This window comes from Pantoea sp. (genome assembly GCF_028283705.1).
Taxonomy (GTDB): Bacteria; Pseudomonadota; Gammaproteobacteria; order Enterobacterales; family Enterobacteriaceae; genus Pantoea.
Genome location: NZ_JAPWKD010000031.1, coordinates 121,065 through 142,577, shown reverse-complemented (window position 1 = coordinate 142,577; position 21,513 = coordinate 121,065). Strand labels below are relative to the sequence as shown.

23 protein-coding genes are annotated in these 21,513 nt (G+C 56.3%); 13 read left to right on the top strand and 10 right to left on the bottom strand.

The window, feature by feature from the left end:
• From PW844_RS22575 to PW844_RS22555, 5 genes are all read left to right on the top strand, one after another.
• The gene (locus PW844_RS22575) at window positions 1-867 is read left to right on the top strand and encodes a Fe(3+) dicitrate ABC transporter substrate-binding protein (RefSeq protein ID WP_299456584.1); all 867 of its coding nucleotides are present in this window, start codon (window positions 1-3) and stop codon (window positions 865-867) included.
• On the top strand, window positions 864-1,829 hold the full coding sequence (gene fecC / locus PW844_RS22570) for an iron-dicitrate ABC transporter permease FecC (RefSeq protein WP_299456581.1): 966 nt from the start codon (window positions 864-866) through the stop codon (window positions 1,827-1,829). Before PW844_RS22575 ends, fecC begins: the two co-directional genes overlap by 4 nt.
• Window positions 1,829-2,785 (top strand): Fe(3+) dicitrate ABC transporter permease subunit FecD, encoded by a 957-nt coding sequence (gene fecD / locus PW844_RS22565; RefSeq protein WP_299456752.1) that lies wholly within the window; start codon window positions 1,829-1,831, stop codon window positions 2,783-2,785. The genes fecC and fecD overlap by 1 nt, the downstream gene beginning before the upstream one ends.
• Window positions 2,786-3,559 carry a Fe(3+) dicitrate ABC transporter ATP-binding protein FecE gene (fecE, locus tag PW844_RS22560; protein ID WP_299456579.1) on the top strand — a complete coding sequence of 258 codons (774 nt, stop codon included), beginning with the start codon at window positions 2,786-2,788 and terminating at the stop codon, window positions 3,557-3,559.
• Between the two features lie 132 nt (window positions 3,560-3,691).
• Window positions 3,692-5,074: a hypothetical protein gene (locus PW844_RS22555; RefSeq protein ID WP_299456577.1), complete on the top strand. Its 1,383-nt coding sequence runs from the start codon at window positions 3,692-3,694 to the stop codon at window positions 5,072-5,074.
• 31 nt (window positions 5,075-5,105) lie between these two features.
• Here the strand turns inward: PW844_RS22555 and PW844_RS22550 are convergent, their stop codons facing one another.
• Both PW844_RS22550 and PW844_RS22545 read right to left on the bottom strand, forming a co-directional pair.
• The gene (locus PW844_RS22550; protein WP_299456575.1) at window positions 5,106-5,795 is read right to left on the bottom strand and encodes a response regulator; all 690 of its coding nucleotides are present in this window, start codon (window positions 5,793-5,795) and stop codon (window positions 5,106-5,108) included.
• A complete protein-coding gene (locus tag PW844_RS22545) occupies window positions 5,785-7,422 on the bottom strand; it encodes a sensor histidine kinase (RefSeq protein ID WP_299456573.1) in 1,638 nt (545 codons plus the stop codon). The genes PW844_RS22550 and PW844_RS22545 overlap by 11 nt, the downstream gene beginning before the upstream one ends.
• Before the next feature lie 334 nt (window positions 7,423-7,756).
• On the opposite strand from PW844_RS22545, the gene PW844_RS22540 reads away from it, so the two are divergent.
• The 8 genes from PW844_RS22540 to citG are packed head-to-tail and all read left to right on the top strand — an operon-like array spanning window position 7,757 to window position 15,112.
• Window positions 7,757-9,127: a 2-hydroxycarboxylate transporter family protein gene (locus tag PW844_RS22540; protein WP_084878917.1), complete on the top strand. Its 1,371-nt coding sequence runs from the start codon at window positions 7,757-7,759 to the stop codon at window positions 9,125-9,127.
• Window positions 9,128-9,149: 22 nt separating this feature from the next.
• Window positions 9,150-10,013, top strand: a complete 864-nt coding sequence (locus PW844_RS22535; RefSeq protein WP_299456569.1) for a fumarylacetoacetate hydrolase family protein — start codon at window positions 9,150-9,152, stop codon at window positions 10,011-10,013.
• A gap of 15 nt (window positions 10,014-10,028) precedes the next feature.
• Window positions 10,029-11,048, top strand: a complete 1,020-nt coding sequence (gene citC / locus PW844_RS22530; protein WP_299456567.1) for a [citrate (pro-3S)-lyase] ligase — start codon at window positions 10,029-10,031, stop codon at window positions 11,046-11,048.
• 17 nt (window positions 11,049-11,065) lie between these two features.
• Window positions 11,066-11,359 (top strand): citrate lyase acyl carrier protein, encoded by a 294-nt coding sequence (gene citD, locus PW844_RS22525; RefSeq protein WP_299456565.1) that lies wholly within the window; start codon window positions 11,066-11,068, stop codon window positions 11,357-11,359.
• Window positions 11,356-12,231 (top strand): citrate (pro-3S)-lyase subunit beta, encoded by an 876-nt coding sequence (citE, locus tag PW844_RS22520; RefSeq protein WP_299456564.1) that lies wholly within the window; start codon window positions 11,356-11,358, stop codon window positions 12,229-12,231. The genes citD and citE overlap by 4 nt, the downstream gene beginning before the upstream one ends.
• A gap of 10 nt (window positions 12,232-12,241) precedes the next feature.
• A complete protein-coding gene (citF, locus tag PW844_RS22515; RefSeq protein ID WP_299456562.1) occupies window positions 12,242-13,762 on the top strand; it encodes a citrate lyase subunit alpha in 1,521 nt (506 codons plus the stop codon).
• A 2-nt stretch (window positions 13,763-13,764) separates the two neighbouring features.
• Window positions 13,765-14,304, top strand: a complete 540-nt coding sequence (gene citX / locus PW844_RS22510; protein WP_299456560.1) for a citrate lyase holo-[acyl-carrier protein] synthase — start codon at window positions 13,765-13,767, stop codon at window positions 14,302-14,304.
• On the top strand, window positions 14,282-15,112 hold the full coding sequence (gene citG, locus PW844_RS22505; protein ID WP_299456558.1) for a triphosphoribosyl-dephospho-CoA synthase CitG: 831 nt from the start codon (window positions 14,282-14,284) through the stop codon (window positions 15,110-15,112). Before citX ends, citG begins: the two co-directional genes overlap by 23 nt.
• Here citG and PW844_RS22500 read toward each other — a convergent pair whose 3' ends face one another.
• The 8 genes from PW844_RS22500 to PW844_RS22465 form a co-directional block, all read right to left on the bottom strand.
• Entirely contained in the window at window positions 15,113-15,658 is a 546-nt protein-coding gene (locus PW844_RS22500; protein ID WP_299456555.1) for a GNAT family N-acetyltransferase, read from the bottom strand. It lies immediately after the preceding gene.
• The gene (locus PW844_RS22495) at window positions 15,655-16,926 is read right to left on the bottom strand and encodes a type II toxin-antitoxin system HipA family toxin (protein ID WP_299456553.1); all 1,272 of its coding nucleotides are present in this window, start codon (window positions 16,924-16,926) and stop codon (window positions 15,655-15,657) included. Before PW844_RS22495 ends, PW844_RS22500 begins: the two co-directional genes overlap by 4 nt.
• Window positions 16,923-17,237, bottom strand: a complete 315-nt coding sequence (locus PW844_RS22490) for a helix-turn-helix transcriptional regulator (RefSeq protein WP_299456551.1) — start codon at window positions 17,235-17,237, stop codon at window positions 16,923-16,925. The genes PW844_RS22495 and PW844_RS22490 overlap by 4 nt, the downstream gene beginning before the upstream one ends.
• Window positions 17,238-17,395: 158 nt before the next feature.
• On the bottom strand, window positions 17,396-18,337 hold the full coding sequence (locus tag PW844_RS22485; RefSeq protein WP_299456549.1) for a threonine/serine dehydratase: 942 nt from the start codon (window positions 18,335-18,337) through the stop codon (window positions 17,396-17,398).
• Complete coding sequence (locus PW844_RS22480) at window positions 18,334-19,341, bottom strand: succinylglutamate desuccinylase/aspartoacylase family protein (RefSeq protein WP_299456547.1); 1,008 nt, start codon at window positions 19,339-19,341, stop codon at window positions 18,334-18,336. The genes PW844_RS22485 and PW844_RS22480 overlap by 4 nt, the downstream gene beginning before the upstream one ends.
• A 5-nt stretch (window positions 19,342-19,346) precedes the next feature.
• Window positions 19,347-20,129 carry a transporter substrate-binding domain-containing protein gene (locus PW844_RS22475; RefSeq protein ID WP_299456545.1) on the bottom strand — a complete coding sequence of 261 codons (783 nt, stop codon included), beginning with the start codon at window positions 20,127-20,129 and terminating at the stop codon, window positions 19,347-19,349.
• Between the two features lie 18 nt (window positions 20,130-20,147).
• Window positions 20,148-20,876, bottom strand: coding sequence for an amino acid ABC transporter ATP-binding protein (locus tag PW844_RS22470; RefSeq protein ID WP_299456543.1), 729 nt, complete (start codon window positions 20,874-20,876; stop codon window positions 20,148-20,150).
• Complete coding sequence (locus tag PW844_RS22465; protein WP_299456541.1) at window positions 20,857-21,513, bottom strand: amino acid ABC transporter permease; 657 nt, start codon at window positions 21,511-21,513, stop codon at window positions 20,857-20,859. The genes PW844_RS22470 and PW844_RS22465 overlap by 20 nt, the downstream gene beginning before the upstream one ends.

The window sequence follows — 21,513 nt, the reverse complement described above, 5'->3', positions numbered from 1 at the left end:
ATGCGTGTTCTGTTTTTGCTGCTGGCGTTGATGGGGTCAGCCAGCGCGGTGACGGTGCAGGATCAGCACGGCACTTTTACTCTGGCGCAGGTACCACAACGGATTGTGGTACTTGAACTGTCGTTTGCCGATGCGCTGGCTGCGGTGGATCTCAGCCCGGTTGGCATTGCTGACGATAACGATCCGCAACGTTTACTGGAGGAGGTGCGGGTGCACCTCCAGCCCTGGCAATCCGTCGGGCTACGCGGGCAGCCCAGCCTGGAGGCGATCAGCAGCCTGCATCCTGATCTGATCATCGCCGATAGCAGCCGTCATGCCGGTATCTACAATGCATTGCAGCGTATTGCGCCAGTGCTGCTCCTCAAATCGCGCAATGAAACGTACCAGGAAAATTTGCAGTCTGCGGCCATCATCGGTGCGGTGGTGGGTAAACAAGCGGAGATGGAGCAACGGCTGGCGTTACATCGGCAGCGAATGGCTAGCGCCGCTGCACAGCTGCCGCAGGGAACCCGGGTGATGTTCGGCACGTCGCGTGAAAATCAGTTCACGCTGCATTCGCGTGACAGTTACACCGGCGGGGTGCTGAGCGCGCTGGGATTGCAGGTGACGGAGCCGATTAATGGCGCACCGATGACGCCGATCGGCCTGGAAACCCTGCTGGCGCAAAACCCCGACTGGTTACTGGTGGCGCACTATCGGCAGGAGAGTATCGTGAAGCGCTGGCAGGCTGATCCGCTGTGGACGATGCTGAAAGCCGCACAGCAACATCATGTCCGCGAGGTCGATAGCAACAGTTGGGCGCGCATGCGCGGATTGTTCGCGGCGGAAAAGATTTCGCGTGACGCCGTCACGTTATTTGCACCATGACACGCTGGCTTTTCACCGTGGCGTTATTGCTGTGCGCCTTCTGGTTCAGTCTGACCAGCTTCTCTGCGGTGCCAATCGCACCGCAGTCGGCCTTGCACGCGTTATGGCCGGGCCAGCCTGCCAGTATCGGCGAGGCGCTGGTATTTAATCTGCGCTTGCCACGCGCGCTGGTGGCGGTGCTGCTGGGGGCCGCACTGGCGCTGGCGGGCGGCCTGTTGCAGGCGCTGACGCATAATCCGCTGGCTTCGCCGTCGGTGCTGGGAATCAACAGCGGCGCGGCGCTGGCCATTGCGCTGGTGTCAGCCTTTGCCCCGGTGCAACTGGAGGGCTATCCGCTGACAGTGATCGCCGCCGGTGGCGGTGGGCTGAGCTGGGTCTGCGTGACGCTGGCGGCGCGCAGCCATGACCGGCAGCGGCTGATCCTCGCCGGTATCGCGTTATCGGCATTTTGCATGGCGATGACGCGCATCGTGTTGCTGCTGGCGGAGGATCACGCTTACGGCATTCTGACCTGGCTGGCGGGGGGCATTGCCCAGGTGCGCTGGCAGGAAGTGTGGCAATTGCTGCCGGTGATGGTGGTAATCATCCCGCTGGTGCTGACCCAGACGCGTGCCCTGAACCTGCTGACGATGGGCGACAGCGCGGCGCATAGCCTCGGCGTCAATATCGTTGTGCTGCGCGTCGGGCTGAGCAGCGCGCTGTTGTTACTGGTGGGGGCATGCGTCAGCGTAGCAGGGCCGCTGGGCTTTATTGGTTTGCTGGTGCCGCATCTGGCGCGCGCGTGGATCGGCCACGATCTGCGCATCATGCTACCGATGGCGATGCTGCTTGGCGCAACCTTGCTGCTGGTCGCCGACATTGCTGCGCGTGGGCTGGGCTGGCCCGGTGAACTGCCTGCCGGGGTGGTGCTGGCGCTGGTGGGGGCTCCCTGCTTTGTCTGGCTGGCAAGGAGGCAACGATGATGCCCTGGCGTTACCTGCTGCCGCTGATGCTGATGGGGCTGGCGGTCGGCGCGATTATCAGCCTGAAACTGGGCGTGCAGTCCTTCGCGTGGTCAACGCTCTGGACGGCGTGGCAGCCTGCCAGCGCGGCGCATTTTGTGGTGATGGAATACCGCTTGCCACGGGTGGTGCTGGCACTGCTGGTGGGAGCGGCGCTGGCCGTGTCCGGCGTGCTGGTGCAGGGGGTGATCCGCAATCCGCTGGCATCGCCCGATATCCTCGGCGTCAATCATGCCGCCAGCCTGGCCTCGCTGGTGGCCCTGCTGTTGTTTCCCGCATTTCCGCTGGGATGGCTGCCGCTGGTGTCGTTTGCCGGGGGCTGTTGCGCGCTGATATTGCTGCGCTGGCTTACTGGCACCACGTCATCGCTGCGGCTGGCTGTGGTAGGCGTTGCACTCGCCGCCTGTTTTGCCAGCATCACGGATTATCTGCTGCTGTCGCGTCCGCAGGATATCAATACCGCCCTGCTGTGGCTGACAGGCAGCCTGTGGGGACGCGGCTGGCAGATGGTGCTGCTGGCGTTACCGCTGCCCCTCTTGCTGCTTATCAGCCTGAGTGTTGGTCGTGATCTTGACCTGCTGGCATTGGGGGATGAACGTGCGGCGACCCTCGGGGTTGCTTTACGCCCCTTCCAGCGCGGCGTGCTGTTGCTCGGCGTGGCACTGGCGGCGCTGGCGGTAGCGGTGTGCGGACCGATCAGTTTTATCAGCCTGGTGGTGCCACATCTGGCGCGCCGTCTGGTCGGGGGGCGTCATGCCCGCCTGCTGCCGTTTGCTGCCTTACTCGGGGCGCTGGTGTTGCTGCTGGCCGATGTGCTGGCACGCACCCTGTCTCCACCGATGGAGTTGCCCGCTGGTGTCATCACCGCGCTGATCGGCGCTCCGTGGTTTTTCTGGCTGTTAATCAGGACACGATAAATGCAACTGAGGGTTGAGAATCTGGCTGCTGGCTACGCGGGAAAACGCGTGCTTCAGGACGTAAGTGTCAGCTTTGCCTCCGGCCAAATCACCGCGTTACTTGGACCTAATGGCTGCGGTAAATCGACACTATTAAAAACGCTGGCGCGTCTGCTGCTCCCTGGTGAGGGACAAGTGTTTATCGGTGATCAGCCGCTGGCGCGTTTTTCATCACGTCAGCTGGCCCGGTATCTGGCGCTGCTGCCACAGCAGCATCTGACGCCGGAAGGGGTCAGCGTGGCGGAGCTGGTGGCTTATGGCCGCCATCCCTGGTTACCGCTGTGGGGGCGGTTGTCGGCGCAGGACAGGGAACAGGTGCAGGAGGCGATGGAACGGATGGGGATCGCTCAGCTGGCGCAGCAGCGCATCAGTGATTTATCGGGTGGGCAGCGTCAGCGGGTGTTTCTGGCGATGCTGCTGGCGCAGGATACACCGGTTATCCTGCTGGATGAACCCACCACCTGGCTGGACATCAATCATCAGATTGAACTGATGAAACTGCTGGGGGAGCTGAAAGCACAGGGTAAAACCGTGGTGACCGTGTTGCACGATCTCAATCAGGCCAGCCGCTATTGTGATCGTCTGGTATTGCTGGCCGAAGGGGCATTGGTCACCGCGGGAACGCCCGCGCAGGTGCTGCAACCTGAGATACTTAAACGCGTATTTCAGGTTAATGTGGCGGTGGTGCCGGAACCGTTGAGTGGGGCGTTGATGTGTGTTCATCACGATGAATAGCAATCCCGGCGTTTTAAAACAGGGAATTTAATTTGCAAGATGATATAAAATAATAATTTTCCGATGAATACAGAATACTCTATCACATGGAAGCCGATGGAAATAAACACATAAAATCAGAATGTTTTTTAAATGGAAATTAAAAACATGTCAAAAAAAACACTACTCATCATCCCTGCTTTATTGTCAATAACACCAGTAGCCTCTGCATGGGATACGTCGGGTTATTACCCTGACTGCCGGGAGAATATTAATTTCTCCCGGGCGTCAGAGAAACAACCTGAATTAGTATGGAGGCATGATCACAATATTTTATGGCGTGGCGATACCAATAATGAAGGGCTGGATGCATTCAAAAATGGGATGGTGCCGAAAGGCGTGACCAGAGGATACCCCGAAGCAGAACGCGATCATGACTGGCGTTGCCACAAAGAGGATTCTTTCCGCTCAGTTTTTATCAGTACGACAGAAAATTTAACCACGGCAATCGCCTTTGTCGATATTTTCCATCCTAAAAAGGAAGGCTGGGTATATGAAATTCATGCACCTGGCGGGATCAATCAGCAGTTATCCATTGGCGCGGAGGGCGGGAGCTATGAATCAGAGATTTCTTTCCCGGGTGGAATAAAAGGGAAATTTATTAAGCAGGCATGTTATTACATCAAAAAGCAGCTGCAGCGTTGTGAGGACAACCCAAACTTTCAGGAACCGTCATGGAAAGAAAGCCCTGAAGAAGTGGCTGCCGCAGTGACCAACCTTACCCGGGTGGTCCCCAAAGGCAACTGCGAAACAACGGACTCTGCAGAGACCATGCCAGCCGGGCTATGCCCACTGCCAGATATGGCCACCACGCAATATTTTCAGGAGGGAAATACCCTCGCTAAAGAGGGCATGTATATTGATTATGATGTCTCAGATCGTGGCCCGGAAAAGCCGGAACGCTGGATTATCTTGATGAGCGGAAATAAAAAGTCAGATTTCAGCCACATTGCGGTCAAAATACCGGTAACAGCCAGCATGCCGGATAAAGGGAATGTTTATATTTCTCCCGACAGACTGTCATCACCAGCTTATCCATGGCAGAAGATATTTCAGCGATGGTCACTGGGGGTAGCCCATGCTGAAGATAGTAATCAGATCGCAGGGCCAGTATCTTACTTCCATACAAGCTATCTTCCGGTTGTGGGTGATGTGGTACTGGATGAAAAGACATCAAACACCATGAATTCAGAAGCCGCCGAACAGGGTATTCGCGTCACGGCCAGCGCCCCTGCAGGCCGTGATTCCTGGCTTTACACGCAGTTTAAAAATCCGGTGACAGGGCAGTGGGGCAAGTTTGGCAGTTATCAGAAAATAAAAGCCGGGTCCTACAAAACCATTGACGCAAAAATAATCCGTAGCTGGCATCCTGAGGGCGGTATTTTTCGTATCGGGTTATCAGAAAGCGTTAATACCCCCGGGGATGTCAAACCGCTGGGTAACACGCCTTATATCGAGGTGACGGACAAACCGTAACGCATGGGTGAGGCGTGACGCCTGCCACGCCTTACCCGCCCCAGCGATACATCCTCCTCGGGTGTCCAATCTTGCCGTACTGCATTTCAACGGCCAGAAAGCCCGCATCCACGCAGTGCTCCAGATAGCGTCGGATCGTGGTTTTACTCAGCCCGGTTTCGTTCACCACTTCATCCACGGAAAAACAGCGCTGCGCGGCGTCGGCAAACATGTTTTGCACCAGCGCCAGCGTCTTCTCTTCGATGCCTTTGTTGCTGTTATGCTGACGGTAATTTTTCGCCTGAAGTTGATACAGTGAATCGACGTTTTGCTGATCGACAATCTTCCAGACTCGCTGCTGTTCAGCGAACTGCACAAAACGCTCCAGCGACTGGCTCAAACGCTTCCAGGAAACCGGTTTGAGAATATAGTCGAAGGCACCATTGCGGATCGCCTGGCTACAGGTGTCCATATCGCTGGCGGCAGTGATGAAAATCACCGAGCAGTTCGCGCGCTGTACCAGCGGATCGCCGATCAGCGTGATGCCTTTACCATCCGGCAGATAATTGTCGAGTAACACTAATTGTGGCTGCTTGCTTTGCAGCAGAAGCTGAGCTTCAGCGAGTGACGAGGCAACCCCAACCAGCCGCAAGCAGGGATGTTCACTGATCAGTTCGGCATGCAACTGGGCCAGCGTGTTTTCATCTTCAACAATCAATACGTCTATCAGTTCAGGTTGCATAATACGGTTCTTCCAGCGTGGATACGGGACGCGCCTGGTCGCCCGTTTCAGGAATAAATAACGAAAAAATCGTGCCGTGCGGTGCATTGTCGGAAACTTCAATCGACCCGCCGACCTGCGTGACATAGCTGGCGATTAAATACAGGCCGATACCATGATCGCCACTGCGTTTGGTGGTGATCCCGCGTTCAAAAATATGTTCCCGGATAGCCGGGTCGATACCGATACCCCGATCCGCCACTTCAATAATCAACTCCCGCTCGTTGAGCAGGATCAGCACCTCCACCGGTTCGTGCGGCAGAGGGGAACGCTGTGTGGCTTCTATGGCGTTATCCAGCAGGTTGCCGATGATGGAGATCAGCTCGGCTTCTCCCAGCATGTGGCAGGGGCGTTCCAGCTGGCACAGCGGATCAAATGCCAACTCCACGCCTTTTTCACGCGCGCGTGCCGCTTTCCCCAGCAGCAGGCCGCACAGGGTCGGCGAGTTAAAGCGCGCGGAGATAAAGTCCAGCAACTCCTGCGCATGTTCTGACTGTGCCTGGATATAGCGCACCGCTTCGTCGTAGCGTCCCATATGCAGCAGGCCGGAGAGGGTGGTCATACGATTTAACTGTTCATGACGCATAATGCGCAGGTTATCGACATAACGTTTGACTTGGCTGAGCTGGGCACTGAGGCTGTCTATCTCGTTGCGATCGCGAAAGGTGATGACCCAGCCCTGCAATTCATCCTCCAGCATAATCCGTACCCGGCTGGCGAGTACCGTTAACTGATTGAAGCGGCAAATCTCGTCATGGGTATCGTTTTCCAGTATCGCCTCGCGATTGAAAAAGGGGACCGGGGCAATCACTTCGCCGATATTATGCCCGCGCAGCATGCGGGTTGGCTGGCTTAAACCTAACAGTTTACGTGCTGCCTGGTTGATCACCTCGATGCGTAACTCGCTGTCGATGGCAATCACCCCTTCATAGATAGACTCCATCATCGCTTTCTGCTGGCGCACCAGCAGGCCAATTTCCCGGGGTTCCAGCGAGAAAATCTGTTTTTTAATCCCGCTGGTGAAAAACCAGGAAAAGATAAACAGCGCCGCCAGCAGTAACACCGCCGCGATAAAGATATTGATCACTTTACTCAGCGTAATGGTGTCGAGATAGCTGGTGAGATAACCCACCGAGATAATCCCGATCACCTGATGGTTATCGTCAAAGATCGGCGCTTTGCTGCGCAGGGAAACGCCCAGCCCTCCTTTCCGAATGGTGGTGGTGCTGATTCCGCGTAATACTGCGTCATTGTCGCCTCCGACCAGTTTTTTACCGACCACATCACCTTGCGCGGAATGAAATAGATGAATGCCCTTATTATCCCCCACCACAATAAAGCTGGCGTCGGTATGCAACACCACCTGATGCATAAACTGATTAATCGCCGGAATATCTTTTTCCGCTACCGCTGTTCGCAAATTCGGAATGATCGCGATTTCTTCCGCCTGTATTTTTGCTCGGGTGCTCATTTCCTGATAAAGCTGGCGGCTGACGTCCTGGTAATAATAAATGCCGAGCAGAACAAAAAGACCGGAAAAGAACAGAACCAGAGAAATAAAAAGTTTGATTTGGAAGGATAGCTTCATAACGGCACGCACCACAGCCAGTAAAGGGTCAATGTACCATTTTTTATCACTATTGCGCGTAGTTTACTGGAAACTTGTGATCCCTTGCACAGCAGGAAGTTGTGCAAAAAATGGCATGTTAAATACTCATTTTGGGAAATGTTATTAACTTGTACCCCTGGATATAAAAACCATTAAAACCACGCCAATAATTCAGGTATCAATCACAGAAAATAAAAGAAACCATAAAAACCATAGGTGCCATTAAAACTCCGCTTTTATTATGCATTCCCTCACATATCCTGCGCCATTAACGCTTTACCCTGAGGGCACAAAATAACCAAGGGGCTTAATTATGAGCACAACTGACGATTCGTTTTCTGTTACCTCGGAATCACTGGCGATTCAAAAAAAATCACTGAAGGACCGATGGTGGCATATTATGGACACCTGGAAAATCGGCATCATTCCATTGCCATTATTCCTGCTGGCGGGTGCGTTAATTGCTGTCGATTGTCTCGGCGGCAAACTACCCAGCGATATCGTGGTGATGGTCGCGACGCTGGCATTTTTCGGTTTCGCCTGTGGTGAATTTGGCAAACGTCTGCCGATTGTCGGCAAACTCGGTGCCGCCGCGATTTGTGCCACCTTTATTCCGTCGGCAATGGTCTACTATGGCCTGCTGCCTGACGTCGTGGTGGAATCCACCACCAAATTCTACAAATCCACCAACATCCTTTATCTGTACATCTGCTGCATTATCGTTGGCAGCATCATGAGTATGAATCGCACTACCCTGATTCAGGGCTTCCTGCGCATTTTCTTCCCGATGTTATGCGGTGAGATTGTCGGCATGCTGGTGGGCATGGGCGTTGGCCTGATGCTCGGCATGGAACCGTTCCAGATCTTCTTCTTTATCATTCTGCCGATCATGGCCGGTGGCGTTGGCGAAGGCGCGATTCCGCTGTCAATTGGTTACGCCACCTTGTTGCATATGGATCAGGGCGTGGCACTGGGTCGGGTATTGCCGATGGTGATGCTGGGTGGCCTGACGGCAATCATCATCTCCGGCTGTCTCAACCAGCTCGGTAAACGTTACCCGCATCTGACCGGTGAAGGCCAGTTGATGCCGAACCGCGCCAATAGCGACGAGAAAGCGCCAGCGGTGGCTGCCGGTAAAACCGGGTTGACCACCGATGTGACTACCATCGCTGCAGGTGCGTTGCTGGCGGTGCTGCTGTACATGATCGGGATGCTCGGCCACAAACTGATTGGCCTGCCAGCGCCGGTCGGCATGTTGTTTGTCGCGGTGTTGATCAAACTGGCGCACGGTGTGTCGCCACGCCTGCTGGAAGGATCTCAGGTGGTCTACAAATTCTTCCAGACCTCGGTTACCTATCCCATCCTGTTTGCCGTGGGTGTGGCGATTACCCCGTGGGAAGAACTGGTCCACGCCTTCACCATCAATAACCTGCTGGTGATTGTCAGCACCGTATCTGCGCTGGTCGCCACCGGCTTCTTCGTGGGTAAAAAGATCGGCATGCATCCTATCGATGTGGCCATCGTCTCCTGCTGCCAGAGCGGCCAGGGTGGGACAGGGGATGTTGCCATCCTCACTGCGGGTAACCGTATGAGCCTGATGCCGTTTGCACAGATTGCGACCCGTATTGGCGGCGCGATCAACGTGTCGGTGTCGCTGCTCATCCTCGGCAATTTCCTCAGCTAATTTATGCATGACAGGTAAGACTATGAAACTTGCAAGCTTTGTCCACCAGGGAAAGCGTAGCTACGGCATTGTCCACGATGACGGTGTGATCGATTTGGGTCGTCGTCTTGGTGACCGCTACGCGGATTTAAAATCGCTGCTCGCGGCCGACGCGCTGCATGAGGCACAGCAGCTGAACCATGAAACACCGGACCTGCGTTTCGACGATCTCGAATTGTTACCGGTGATTGATAACCCGGGCAAAATCCTCTGCGTTGGCATGAACTACGCCGAAAAACGCAAAGAGTTTGATCAGCACAACCCGGCACCGACGCTGTTTGTCCGTTTTGCCGATTCGCAAACCGCCCATAACGCGCCGGTACTAAAACCGCGTCACTCCAGTGAGTTCGACTATGAAGGCGAGCTGGCGGTGATTATCGGTCAGAGCGGTGAGGATATCGTGCGTGAAGATGCGCTGAAGCATGTCGCGGGCTACAGCTGTTATATGGATGGTTCCGCGCGTGACTGGCAGCACACCTGGTTTACTGCCGGAAAAAACTGGCGTCAGACCGGTGCCTTTGGCCCATGGATGACCACTGCGGATGAAATCCCGGATCCGCATCGGCTGGCGATCCGCACCTGGCTGAATGGCCGCATGGTACAGGATGACAACACCGCCAGCATGATCCACAAAGTCGCCGAGCTTATCGAATACATCAGTACCTTTACCTGTCTGCATGCCGGTGACGTGATCATCACCGGCTCGCCGGGCGGTGTGGGTAAGAAACGCAATCCGCCGCTGTTTATGCAGGCAGGCGATCGCATCGAAGTGGAGATCGAAAATATCGGTCATCTCAGCAATGTGATTATGGATGCGCCAGCTCACGTGCTGACGGCGACGCACTGAGGCGAAGGCGGAATTATGCAACCACGACCCTCCATCGACTTCCGCATTGCGGAAGTCAGCAGTAACCCCCGACGGCGCGAAAACATCCGCGCACTGTTGGCGGATAGCGGATTAGGCATGGATAGCGATATCACCACTTTCGTTGAAGCCTGGGCAGACGATCGGCTGGTGGGCTGTGCCGGCCTTGCCGCTAATGTCATCAAATGCGTCGCCATTGATGAACAGTGGCGCGGCGAAAATCTCAGCGCGCGGCTGCTGGCAGAAGTGGAGCATCTGGCGCTGGCACGCGGGCATTTTCATCTGTTTCTGTGTACGCGCCCCTGCAATCGGGAACGGTTTCAGCACAACGGCTTCTGGCCGGTGGTACAAAGCGGCCAGAACGCCATCCTGATGGAGAACACGCCTTCAGGCATCCAGCGCTACTGCCGTACCCTGCAGGCCAGCCGTGTTGCCGGGCAGCGTATTGGCGCGATTGTCATGAACGCCAATCCTTTCACGCTGGGACACCGTTATCTGGTGGAACAGGCGGCCGCGCGCTGCGACTGGCTGCATGTGTTTGTGGTACGCGAAGATGCCTCGTTCTTTCCCTTTAGTGCACGTTTGCACATGGTGCAGGCCGGCGTTGCCCATCTGCCCAATATCACCGTGCATCCGGGTTCGCAGTACATCATCTCCCGTGCCACCTTTCCGGCCTATTTTCTGAAAGAGACCGGTAAGGTACAGCAGGCGTGGAGTGAGATCGACCTGCTGCTGTTCCGCAACCATATTGCCCCAGCCCTGGGGATTACCCAGCGCTTTATCGGCAGCGAACCCTTTTGCGAGATTACCCGCCAGTACAACCACACCATGCATCAGCTGCTGGCCGACACGGTGGAGGTGGTGGAAATCCCCCGTATCAAAACCACGGGCAATGCCATTTCGGCGTCAGAAGTCCGTCGCTTACTTAAAACACACCAGTTTTCCCGTATTCGGGAAATGGTACCGGATACCACTTTCGCGCATCTTACATCCCATTACAGCGCGGAAGTTGCTTAAAAATCAGGAATATAAATATGAAAATTGTGAGGGAGGCGCTGGCGGGAACCATGGAGTCCAGCGACCTGATGGTAAAAATAGCCCCCAGCGGGGGCGACCTTGAAGTGGTGATTCACAGCGAGGTGATTAAGCAATTTGGCGATCAGATTCGCCAGGTCGTGCACACCACCTTGCGGGAAATGCAAGTCTGGCAGGGCCTGGTCATTATCGAGGACAAGGGTGCGCTGGATTGCGTGATCCGCGCCCGTCTGCAAAGCGCCGTGTTGCGTGCCGCTGATGAGACGGAGATCGACTGGGGGAAGCTGCAATGAAAAAACTGCGTCGTAGCATGTTGTTTCTGCCCGGTGCCAATGCCGCCATGCTCTCCACTGCCTTTATCTATCGGCCTGATTCGATCATGTTCGACCTGGAAGATGCGGTGTCGCTCAGGGAAAAAGATACCGCACGTTTGCTGGTGTTCCACGCGTTGCAGCATCCGATGTACCAGGACATTGAAACGGTGGTGCGCATCAACCCGCTGCACACGCCGTTTGGTTTACCTGATCTGGAGGCAGTGGTGCGTGCCGGGGTTGATGTGGTGCGCCTGCCGAAAACCGATACCCCGGAAGATATCTATGAACTGGAGCGCCACCTCGAACGTATCGAACTGGCCTGCGGGCGTCCGATAGGTTCCACACGCGTGATGGCGGCGATTGAATCGGCCATAGGGGTGATTAACGCCGTGGCGATTGCGCGCAGCTCCCAGCGTCTGATCGGCATTGCACTGGCGGCGTTCGACTATGTGATGGATATGCAAACCGAACGCGGTGACGGCACCGAGTTGTTCTATGCACGCTGCGCCGTGTTGCATGCCGCCCGCGCCACCGGTATCGATGCCTTTGATGTGGTGTGGTCAGACGTGAATGACGAAGCCGGTTTTCTGCACGAAGTTGAGCTGATCCGCAAAATGGGTTTTAACGGCAAGTCGCTGATCAACCCGCGTCAGATTGATTTGCTGCATAACGCCTATGCCCCGACCCAGCAGGAGGTGGATCACGCTGAGCGCGTCATCGAGGCGGCAGAGGAAGGGGACCGCAATGGCCTCGGCGTGGTGTCGTTGAACGGCAAAATGATCGACGCCCCCATTATTAATCATGCGCAGATGGTGCTGGAACGTGCGGCTGCGTCCGGCGTGCGTCGTTAAGGACAAAACCATGAACCAGACTGAACTTCTTCACGTTAATTTTCCCCATCTGCGTGCATTAAAACCTTTTGAAGGTGCTCATGAGGCCACGCCGTGGCTGGCGGATATCCATGCCAAACACTGCCGTAAATTATGCAGCTCGCTGGATGACGCTATCGCACGCAGCGGTTTGCAGGACGGTATGACCATTTCCTTCCATCATGCCTTTCGTGAGGGTGACCAGGTCATCAACAATGTGGTGGCGGCACTGGCGCGACTTGGATTTAAAAATCTGACGCTGGCCTCCAGCTCGCTGATGACCTGCAATGATGCACTGATCGAACATATCCAGAGCGGCGTCATTACACGCATCTTTACTTCCGGTATGCGCGGCAAACTGGCGGAAGCCATTTCTCATGGGTTGATGACTGAGCCGGTACAGATCCACTCCCACGGTGGTCGGGTGAAACTGTTGCAGGACGGCGAACTGAGCATTGATGTCGCTTTTCTCGGCGTGCCTTGCAGCGATGAGTTTGGCAATGCTAATGGCAGCGAGGGGCGTTCCGCGTGCGGGTCGCTTGGTTATGCGATGGTCGATGCCCGTTTCGCCAAAAAAGTGGTGCTGCTGACGGAAGAGCTGGTGCCCTTTCCCAATATGCCCGCCAGCCTCGGACAGGAGCAGGTGGACTTGATTGTCCAGGTTGCCAGCGTAGGTGATCCGGCGAAAATCAGTGTCGGGGCGGCGCGCGTCACCAGTAATCCGCGTGAACTGATGATTGCCCGCTATGCCGCTGATGTGATCGAACATTCCGGTTATTTCCGCGATGGCTTTTCAATGCAGACCGGTTCAGGCGCTGCCGCCACCGCTGCGACCCGTTTCATGGAAGAAAAAATGGCGCGTCATGGCGTCAAAGCGCGTTTTGCCCTTGGCGGCATTACCGGCAGCCTGGTCGATCTGCATGAAAAAGGGCTGATCGAAAAATTGCTCGATACCCAGTGCTTCGACAGCGAAGCAGCCGCGTCGCTGCGGCGTAACCCGAACCATGTTGAGATCTCCACCGACGTGTATGCCAATCCCGGCGGAAAAGCGGCCAGCTGCGATCAGCTGGATGTGGTGATTCTCAGCGCGCTGGAAATTGACGTCGATTTTAACGTCAACGTGATTACCGGTTCCGATGGCGTGATGCGCGGTGCCTCCGGTGGCCACTGCGATGTGGCTGCTGCGGCCAATCTGACGATCGTGGTCGCGCCGTTGCTGCGCAGCCGTATTCCCACGGTGGTCAAACGCGTCACCACCCGGCTGACACCCGGAGAGAGTATCGATGTGCTGGTGACGGATCACGGTATCGCCGTGAATCCTGCGCGCCCGGAAATCCGCGAGCGATTACTGGCGGCAGGGATGAAACTGGTCGATATCGCAGCACTCTATCAGCGAGCGGTCGCCCTGACCGGTGAGCCCAAACCGATTGCCTTTACCGACCGTATTGTCGGGGTGATCCGTTATCGTGACGGTAGCGTGATTGATGTTGTCCGCCAGGTGAAGGAGGAATAACGATGACAACCATGACGCCCGTGCGAGCGGGCGTCAGTCTTGCAGCGCTACTGGCGGCGAAAGAGGCTCGCGCGGCGCGGCAGACTGACTGGCTCACTCGCTATCAACAACCTATTATTTCTCTGACCCTGGTAACGCCAGGTGCGGTGAAAGACAGTATCCGTTATCGCAACACCATGGGGGTGGCATTGCAGACCTGTGATCAGTTGCTGTGGCAGCATCGCTGGCCGGTGGTGGCCCATCAGGTCTTATGGCTGGAGACCGGCCCGGAAGCGTTATGGTGTGTGGAACATCCGGCGGTGGAGATTAAGGCGCAGTGCGTCGAACTGGAACAGACTTTCCCCCTCGGCAGGTTGTGGGATTTTGATGTGTTTTGTCCGCAGCAGGGGCAGATAGGACGGCAGTCGCTGGATTTACACACCCGCCGTTGTCTGGTGTGCGACGAACCCGCGCATGGCTGCGCACGTTCACGTCGCCACTCGCCTGAAGAGGTGGTATCTCGTGTGGAGAACATGATTGATGGCTGGTTTGCTCGCGACTAAAGCCGAAGCGCCAGACGTGCCTGGCCTGGCGGCGCAGGCGCTGCTTGTTGAGCTGAATTTAACCCCGAAACCAGGGCTGGTGGATCGCGCCAATAGTGGTTCGCACCAGGACATGGATCATGGACTGATGTTAACCAGCATTACGGCCATCACGCCGTGGCTGGCGGTTTTCTCCCGCCTGGGATCGGAGCATGCACAACAGCCCGTCGCTGAACAGTTGTCTCTGCTGCGTCCGGCGGGCATGGCCTGCGAGCAGGCGATGCTTGCCGCCACTGGCGGGGTGAATACACACAAAGGAGGCATCTTCTCCCTTGGGCTGCTGTGTTTCGCCGCCGGGCGTTTGCGGGGACAAAGACGCAGAGTGAGTGCTGACGCGCTTTGTCGTCAGGTCAGTGAAATTTGCTGTGGGCTGGTGGCGCGTGAACTGGTTAATCGTAAACAGCGGTGCACAGCCGGGGAACGGCAGTTTCGTGACTATGGTCTGACGGGCGCACGGGGTGAGGTGGAGAGCGGTTTCGCCACGGTACGCAACGCGGTGCTGCCGTTCTGGCATCATGAACAGGGCGAGCGGCGGTTACAACATGCCTTGCTGCGTCTGATGGTGTCTAACCCGGACAGTAATCTGCTGTCACGGGGGGGGATGGCAGGGTTACGTTATGTGCAGGATTATGCGGCGACGCTGCTGGCAACCGGTTGGGACAACGCGGCCCTGCGCCAGATGGATCAGGCTTTGATGGCGCGCCGTTTAAGCCCGGGCGGTAGTGCCGATTTGCTGGCTGTGGCCTGGGTGCTGGCCGAACTTGGGTAATCAGGGGGAGGGCCGGTAATCCTCGCGTGGCAAAGAAAACAGCCAGTCGCTATGCCATGTATTCCTCAGCCAGTAGCTTTCGGGGATTTCTTTTTCGAGGACAAAACCTGTTTTTTCCAGCAAACGACGGGAAGGGAGATTTCCGGCAGTGACGGTGGCGACCAGCCGCTTGATTCCTCCCGCACCAAAGGCAAAATCGCAAACGACCTGCAATGATTCCCGTGCGTACCCATTGCCCTGCGCTTCGGGCGCGAACAGAAAGCCGACTTCGGCGCAGTCATTGTCCTGCCGGATATAACCGGTAACGCCGAGTCTCACGCCGGTTTCCCGTTCCCGTACCACCAGACAGAGCCAGTGCGAGCTCTGTGTGGACCACACTGGCAACCGCGCCGCAAAAGCCGCGCGAATCTCCTCTTCGGGTTTGACATCGGCAACGTAAAATTGCACTTCCGGTGAGACCAGCAAGCGGTGAAAGAATGCCCAATCCTGCTGCTCTATCTGTGCACAGATCAGCCGGGGAGTCGTTAACTGCAATCCGTGTGTCATGCGTCCAGCGCCCGAATGTTAGCGTGTATTTTTTCTGCGCTGGCTTTGATCACACTGGCAGGAATGGCATCTCCCAGTTCCTGCGCCACCTTAATAAAGGATGCAGCAACATCGGTCACTTCCTGAATGATCAGGTTAAGGCTTTTGCCGGAAATATCTGCCGATGCAGCGGCTTTTACTAAGGCTTTCCGACTGATGTTTCGGCCGTAACCTGCCACGGATGTCTGATGCTGGCCGCCTGGTCCCATTTGTAAGGTCAGGTCATAGGCGGGTGATACCTGCCACTCGCCATGTTGATTAAGGATAAAGGCAAAGTTTTTGGCGTGATCATCCTGGTTATTCATGATGACGTTGAACACCATCCTGCGCGCCTGAATGTTCCGCTCCAGCACTGAGCGGGTAATCATGCCTGTCGCCTGAAGTATGTCGCTGTAATCAAGGCAGGGCAGCCGGAAATCCGCCTGTAGTGCACCTGCCATGCTCAGTACCGGCACCCGCATTCCCGCCACGCGATCAAAACGCTTCACGCCGAAAGCAGATAAACCTGCCCCGAGATCGAACCACTGGCTGTCAGGAAAATCGATGCCAGCGAGGCGTGCCATGCGTGCATACACCTCTTCAAGCGCACATACCCATGTATCTTCCTGCGCTGCCGGGAATTTAATCAGCCAGGGATGACTGCCAGTGAATGGCGTAGCCGCAACATGACCCGTGGCCGGATCAAATTCGACCAACACTTTTGGCCGTGCGCCATGGGGTGAGCCACCGAGGCGAACCAGTTCTGGCAGTACGTCGGAATGCTGACCAGTGACTTCAATCTGAATTTCCTGAGCCAGGATCACCAGGTCATCGATATTTTGCCGGGATTTATCCTGTTCTGGCATGTTGATCAGCGGCCGGTAGGTCAGGGCCCCCATGGTGTTGTTACCCAGCAGCGCAAGGCGATCAAGCGCCGATAACGCGGCAGGTTCGATGTTATTACGGCGCAGCAAACGGTCCAGCAGTAAGCGGCCCCATCCATCTGGCAATGAATCGGCGATAAAGCCAGGTACACCTTCCTGATGACGTTCAAAGTCGGCATAGGTGGTGCTGGTCGGTGGATGCAGCAGCGGAGAGAATTCGATGCCGCGCTGAATGCTTTCCTGTGAATATTCAAACAGCCACTGACCGCGACCACTGGCTGCCGCCAGAATACCCAGCGGCCACTCTTCCCCCCATCCCTGATAAATCACTTCAAGCCGCTGAAGAGGTTGATAATGACCTGTCAATTTCCTTTCACCTTGCGTTGTGTCGCGCGTTGACGCGTGGGTTCCCTGAGGGCCTCAACCTGTGCGATGCTGAGCGCTGGGGCGGAAAATAGCTGGGTCATCTCTTTTTCCAGTCGCAGGGCAAACACCACTTTCATAAAGTTTTCAAGGGTGGCTTTACCGTCGTTTTCCAGGTTTTTCAGTGCGGAGACGGAGATGCCCGCTTTTTCTGCCAGTTCCTTTTGCAGCATATTACGGCGCAGGCGTTGGTTTTTTAATCGCTGCCCAAGCTCGGACAATAGCCTTGCTTCAGAATAGAGATTAAGGGCCATAGATAAAGCTCCTGGTGCCTTATTGTGGATATAGGGGTTTCATTTATGGCTTTTATTATAACACAGAGAAGTAAAAGGAGAGTGGTGATTTAGAAGCTTTAAATAAAGCCCTTAATGGCAATTAACGCCATTAAGAGCTTTGAATAAACCCTTTAATCTTACATGCCGTTAGTGCCGCTGCCGCACAGTACCACCGCGATTTTTTCATCGGGTTTGAGGGTAAACAGCTGTCGGGTGACCGCAGCAACAGCGGTGGCGGCCCCCAGCTCGATCGCCAGGCCAGTCGCCCCCCAGACCTCACGGGCAGAGGCTTCGACCTGGTCTTCCGGCACCAGCACGATCTCATCGACATATTCTTGCACCAGCGCAAAGTTGATGGCTTCCGTCGAACGTGCCGCGAGGATCGGGACGATGGTTTTGACCTGTTCCAGTTTCACGATGCGCTGCTGCTGACGGCAGGTCCACATCATCGGACAGCCCGCCGCTTCTACGCCGATAATACGAATGCCGGGCTTCAGTAATTTCGCCGCCTGTGCCACCCCGGCAATCAATCCCCCACCACCAATGGACACCACCAGCGTCTCTACTTCAGGCCATTGTTCAAGGATCTCCAGCGCCATGGTTCCCTGGCCGATAACCACGTCGCGGTCAGCATAGGGATGGAGTAACGCGCCACCCGTTTCCTGAATACGGGCACCTGCCGCATCCCAGCTCTGATCCCAGAAATCACCTTCCACTGTCAGCTTCGCACCGTAGCTTTCGATGCGCTGGCGCGTCAGTTCGGTGCTGGTGTTCATCACGAAGACATCCGTGGGGAGTTCCAGTTGCTGACCAACCCAGGCAACGGCCGCACCGAAGTTACCGCCCGATGCGGTGGCCAGTCCCTGATTGCGTACCGCTTGTGGCAGGTTAAGCACGCGGTTAAATGCGCCGCGTGCCTTAAAGGAACCTGTAACCTGTGAGCATTCTGCTTTCAGGCGCAGCTCAATACCGGGCACCGGTTGCCACGGTGCCGCCTCGACCAGTGGCGTTTTGCGCACCCAGGAACGCACACGATCCAGCGCTGCCTGGTAGTCATTCAGGGTAATATTTTCGCTCATGCCTGCTCCTTCGCGTTCAGGTCCTGCACCAGCACCGCCAGACTGTTGCCTTGTGCGGTAGCACCAAAGGTGCGCTGTGAATAGATACGTCCGCCCTGGGGGAAATGCACCGCCTGGGGTTGCGCGTGCGGTTCGGTCAGGCGATGCAGCCAGCCGGCCAGTTCACCGGCACTGACTTCATCGCCGATATCATGTAACGGCTCAAACCAGCCATCCCCGGGGGAGAGCAGATTGCCACCCGCAGGGATAAACACCTGGCGTGATGGCTCCGCAGGAACCCTTTCCGTGCTGATCACGCCCAGATGATTCAGTACGCGTGTCACCGCAGCGCGGGTACGCCGGACGCCGCGCGGGGAGACACTGCCGTTCCAGCCCATTTCCGCTGCTATCGCCGGTAAGCCCAGATTGGCAGCTGCGCCACAGCTGGTACGGGGATCACCCATATTGTTGGTGACGACCGTCAGCGTGGCACCAAAGGCACGCGCCATCGCTTCACTGCGTTCACGCACCTGAGGATCGAGTTCTTCAGTGACCACTACCTGCGCGCTCTCTTCGATAAACAACGAGCTGCCACCGCTGTGCAGATCGATATAGAAATCGCACAGTGGGAAGATGGCATCGTGGATCCAGGCGGCAATCTGTTCGGTCGGCGTGCCCCACGGGTTACCCGGGAAGACGCGCGCCAGGTTTTTGTTGTCGAGCGGACTGACGCGCATTGAGGCACGCAGCGCCGGGGTATTGGCGCAGGGCAGCAGGATCAGACGCCCCTGTACCTGCTCCGGCGTCAGGTTGCGGATCAGTTCATTAATAATGATCGGACCTTCATACTCGTCGCCGTGAATACCGCCGGTAATCAACACCGTCGGGCCGCTGCCATTGGCGATCACCGTCAGTGGCATGGCAATGGTGCCCCAGGCGTCGGTATGGGCTGAAAGGGGCAAATGGGCGAAACCCACCTGCTTACCCTGGCGATGAAAATCGATTTCACTGAATACTGTGGACATGCTGACTACTCCGCCTTCAGATCGTTTTGTGCATCGTTAAACCATTTCTGGCGCAGTGCAGGCAGTTCCCCGTCCTGGGTGCTTTTATCGATAAACTGATTAATCGCCGCCATCAGCTCGGGCTGACCTGGGCGAATGGCGATATAAGCCGGGCTTTTACGCAGCAGGTATTTCAGCGCGATATGCTTCGACGGGTTCTCCTGCGCCACCTTTTGCGCAATCAGGTTGTTTTCGGCAAACATCGGTGCCTGACCCGCCAAAAATGCGCTGACGGCGGAGGCGGTATCTTCCAGCCGCAGATAGTTGCCCTGCGGGTTTTGGTCACTCAGCGTCAGATCAGGCGTGGAACCCTTAGGTACGGCGATGGTGGCATTGCCGAGATCGCTCAGCTTATCGACTTTTTTTACGCTGTCACCGCCATACACGCCGAGGTAAACCGCCGCATAAGGTTCAGAAAAATTCACCAGCTTCGCGCGTTCCGGGCTGGAGCCGAGCGCGGCTATCAGTACATCCACTTTGCGCGACATCAGGTAAGGAATGCGGTTGGCTCCGGTGACCTGCTGCAATTGCAGTTTGACGCCCATGTTGTCGGCCAGCTTCTGCGCCAGTTCCACATCCAGCCCGGTGGGTTTACCGGCGGCATCAGTGAAGCCCCAGGGGGCGGCATCAACGGTGGTAGCGACACGCAGTACACCACGGGATTTGATGTCATCCAGCGAACTGGCCTGCGCCAGCAGCGGCAGGGTACAGAGCGCGATCAGCGCCAGGGTTTTGCCCATCATTTTCATGTGTTTTCTCCGGTGTAGTTAAGCTGGGGTTTGCACAAAGCGTTGTAATTCCGGGGTGCGGGGGGCACCAAACACCTCGGCGGGCTGCCCGCTTTCCCATACCTCGCCCTGATGCATAAAAATCACCTTGCTGGACACTTTGCGGGCAAAGGCCATTTCATGGGTGACGGCAATCATCGTCATGCCTTCTTTTGCCAGGTCTTCCATGACCCGCAGCACTTCACCCACCAGTTCCGGGTCAAGTGCTGAGGTGGCCTCATCAAACAACATCACTTCAGGCGACATCGCCAGCGCACGGGCAATGGCGACACGCTGCTGCTGCCCCCCTGACAGGGAAGAGGGGAAAGCATCGCGCTTCTGTCCCAGCCCGACCTGCTCCAGCAGACGTTTTGCCAGCGCCGGGGCTTCCGCTTTGGTTATGCGTCGGGTCAATAGGGGTGCCAGCGTCACGTTCTCCGCCGCCGTCAGGTGGGGAAACAGGTTAAAACTCTGGAATACCATGCCTACGTTCTGGCGGAGTTTTTGCAGCTCGGCAGCGCTGCCGCCAACCTGCAGTCCTCCCACGTGGATGGTGCCGCTGTCCGGTTGCTCCAGCCCGTTAATACAGCGCAGCAGGGTGCTTTTGCCGGAACCACTTTTGCCAATAATGGTAACGATATCGCCACGTTCGACAGTGGTGGTGATACCCCGCAGAACTTCGTTTTGCCCAAAGCTTTTCCTGACTGCATCAATGACGACCAGCGACATGGAAACGTGCCTCCAGTTGAAGGGAAAGTCGCGCCAGCGGAAAACAAAGCGCGAAATAACAGAGCGCTACCAGCAGGTAGACCACCAGTGGTTGCAGAGTTGAACCACTGACAATCTGACCGGATCGGGTCAGCTCTACGAAACCCACCAGCGCAGCCAGTGAGGTGTTTTTGATTAGCTGCACCGAGAAGCCCACGGTGGGAGGCAGTGACAGACGAAACGCCTGCGGCAGGATGACGGTACGCAGCATTTGCAGCCGCGAGATCCCCAGCGACAGCGCGGCTTCCCACTGTCCTTTCGGCACCGCCATGATGCTTCCGCGCCAGATTTCCCCGAGAAATGCGCCTGCTGACAATGAAAAAGCGATCAGGGCGGCGGTAAAGGAACTGACATCAATACCGAGAAACATTGGCGTACCGAAAAACAGCAGGAACAACATGCCCAGCAGCGGAATGCCCTGAATCAGTTCGACATAAAACCAGGCGATGCCCTGGAGCCAGCGCTGGTGGGAAGTGCGCGCCATGGCGATCAGCAACCCGATCACCGCCCCGCAGGCAAAGGTGGTGAGTGCCAGCAACAGCGTCCAGCGCAGAGCGCTGATGATCATCCAGATATCATGAAGAGAAATACCGCGCAT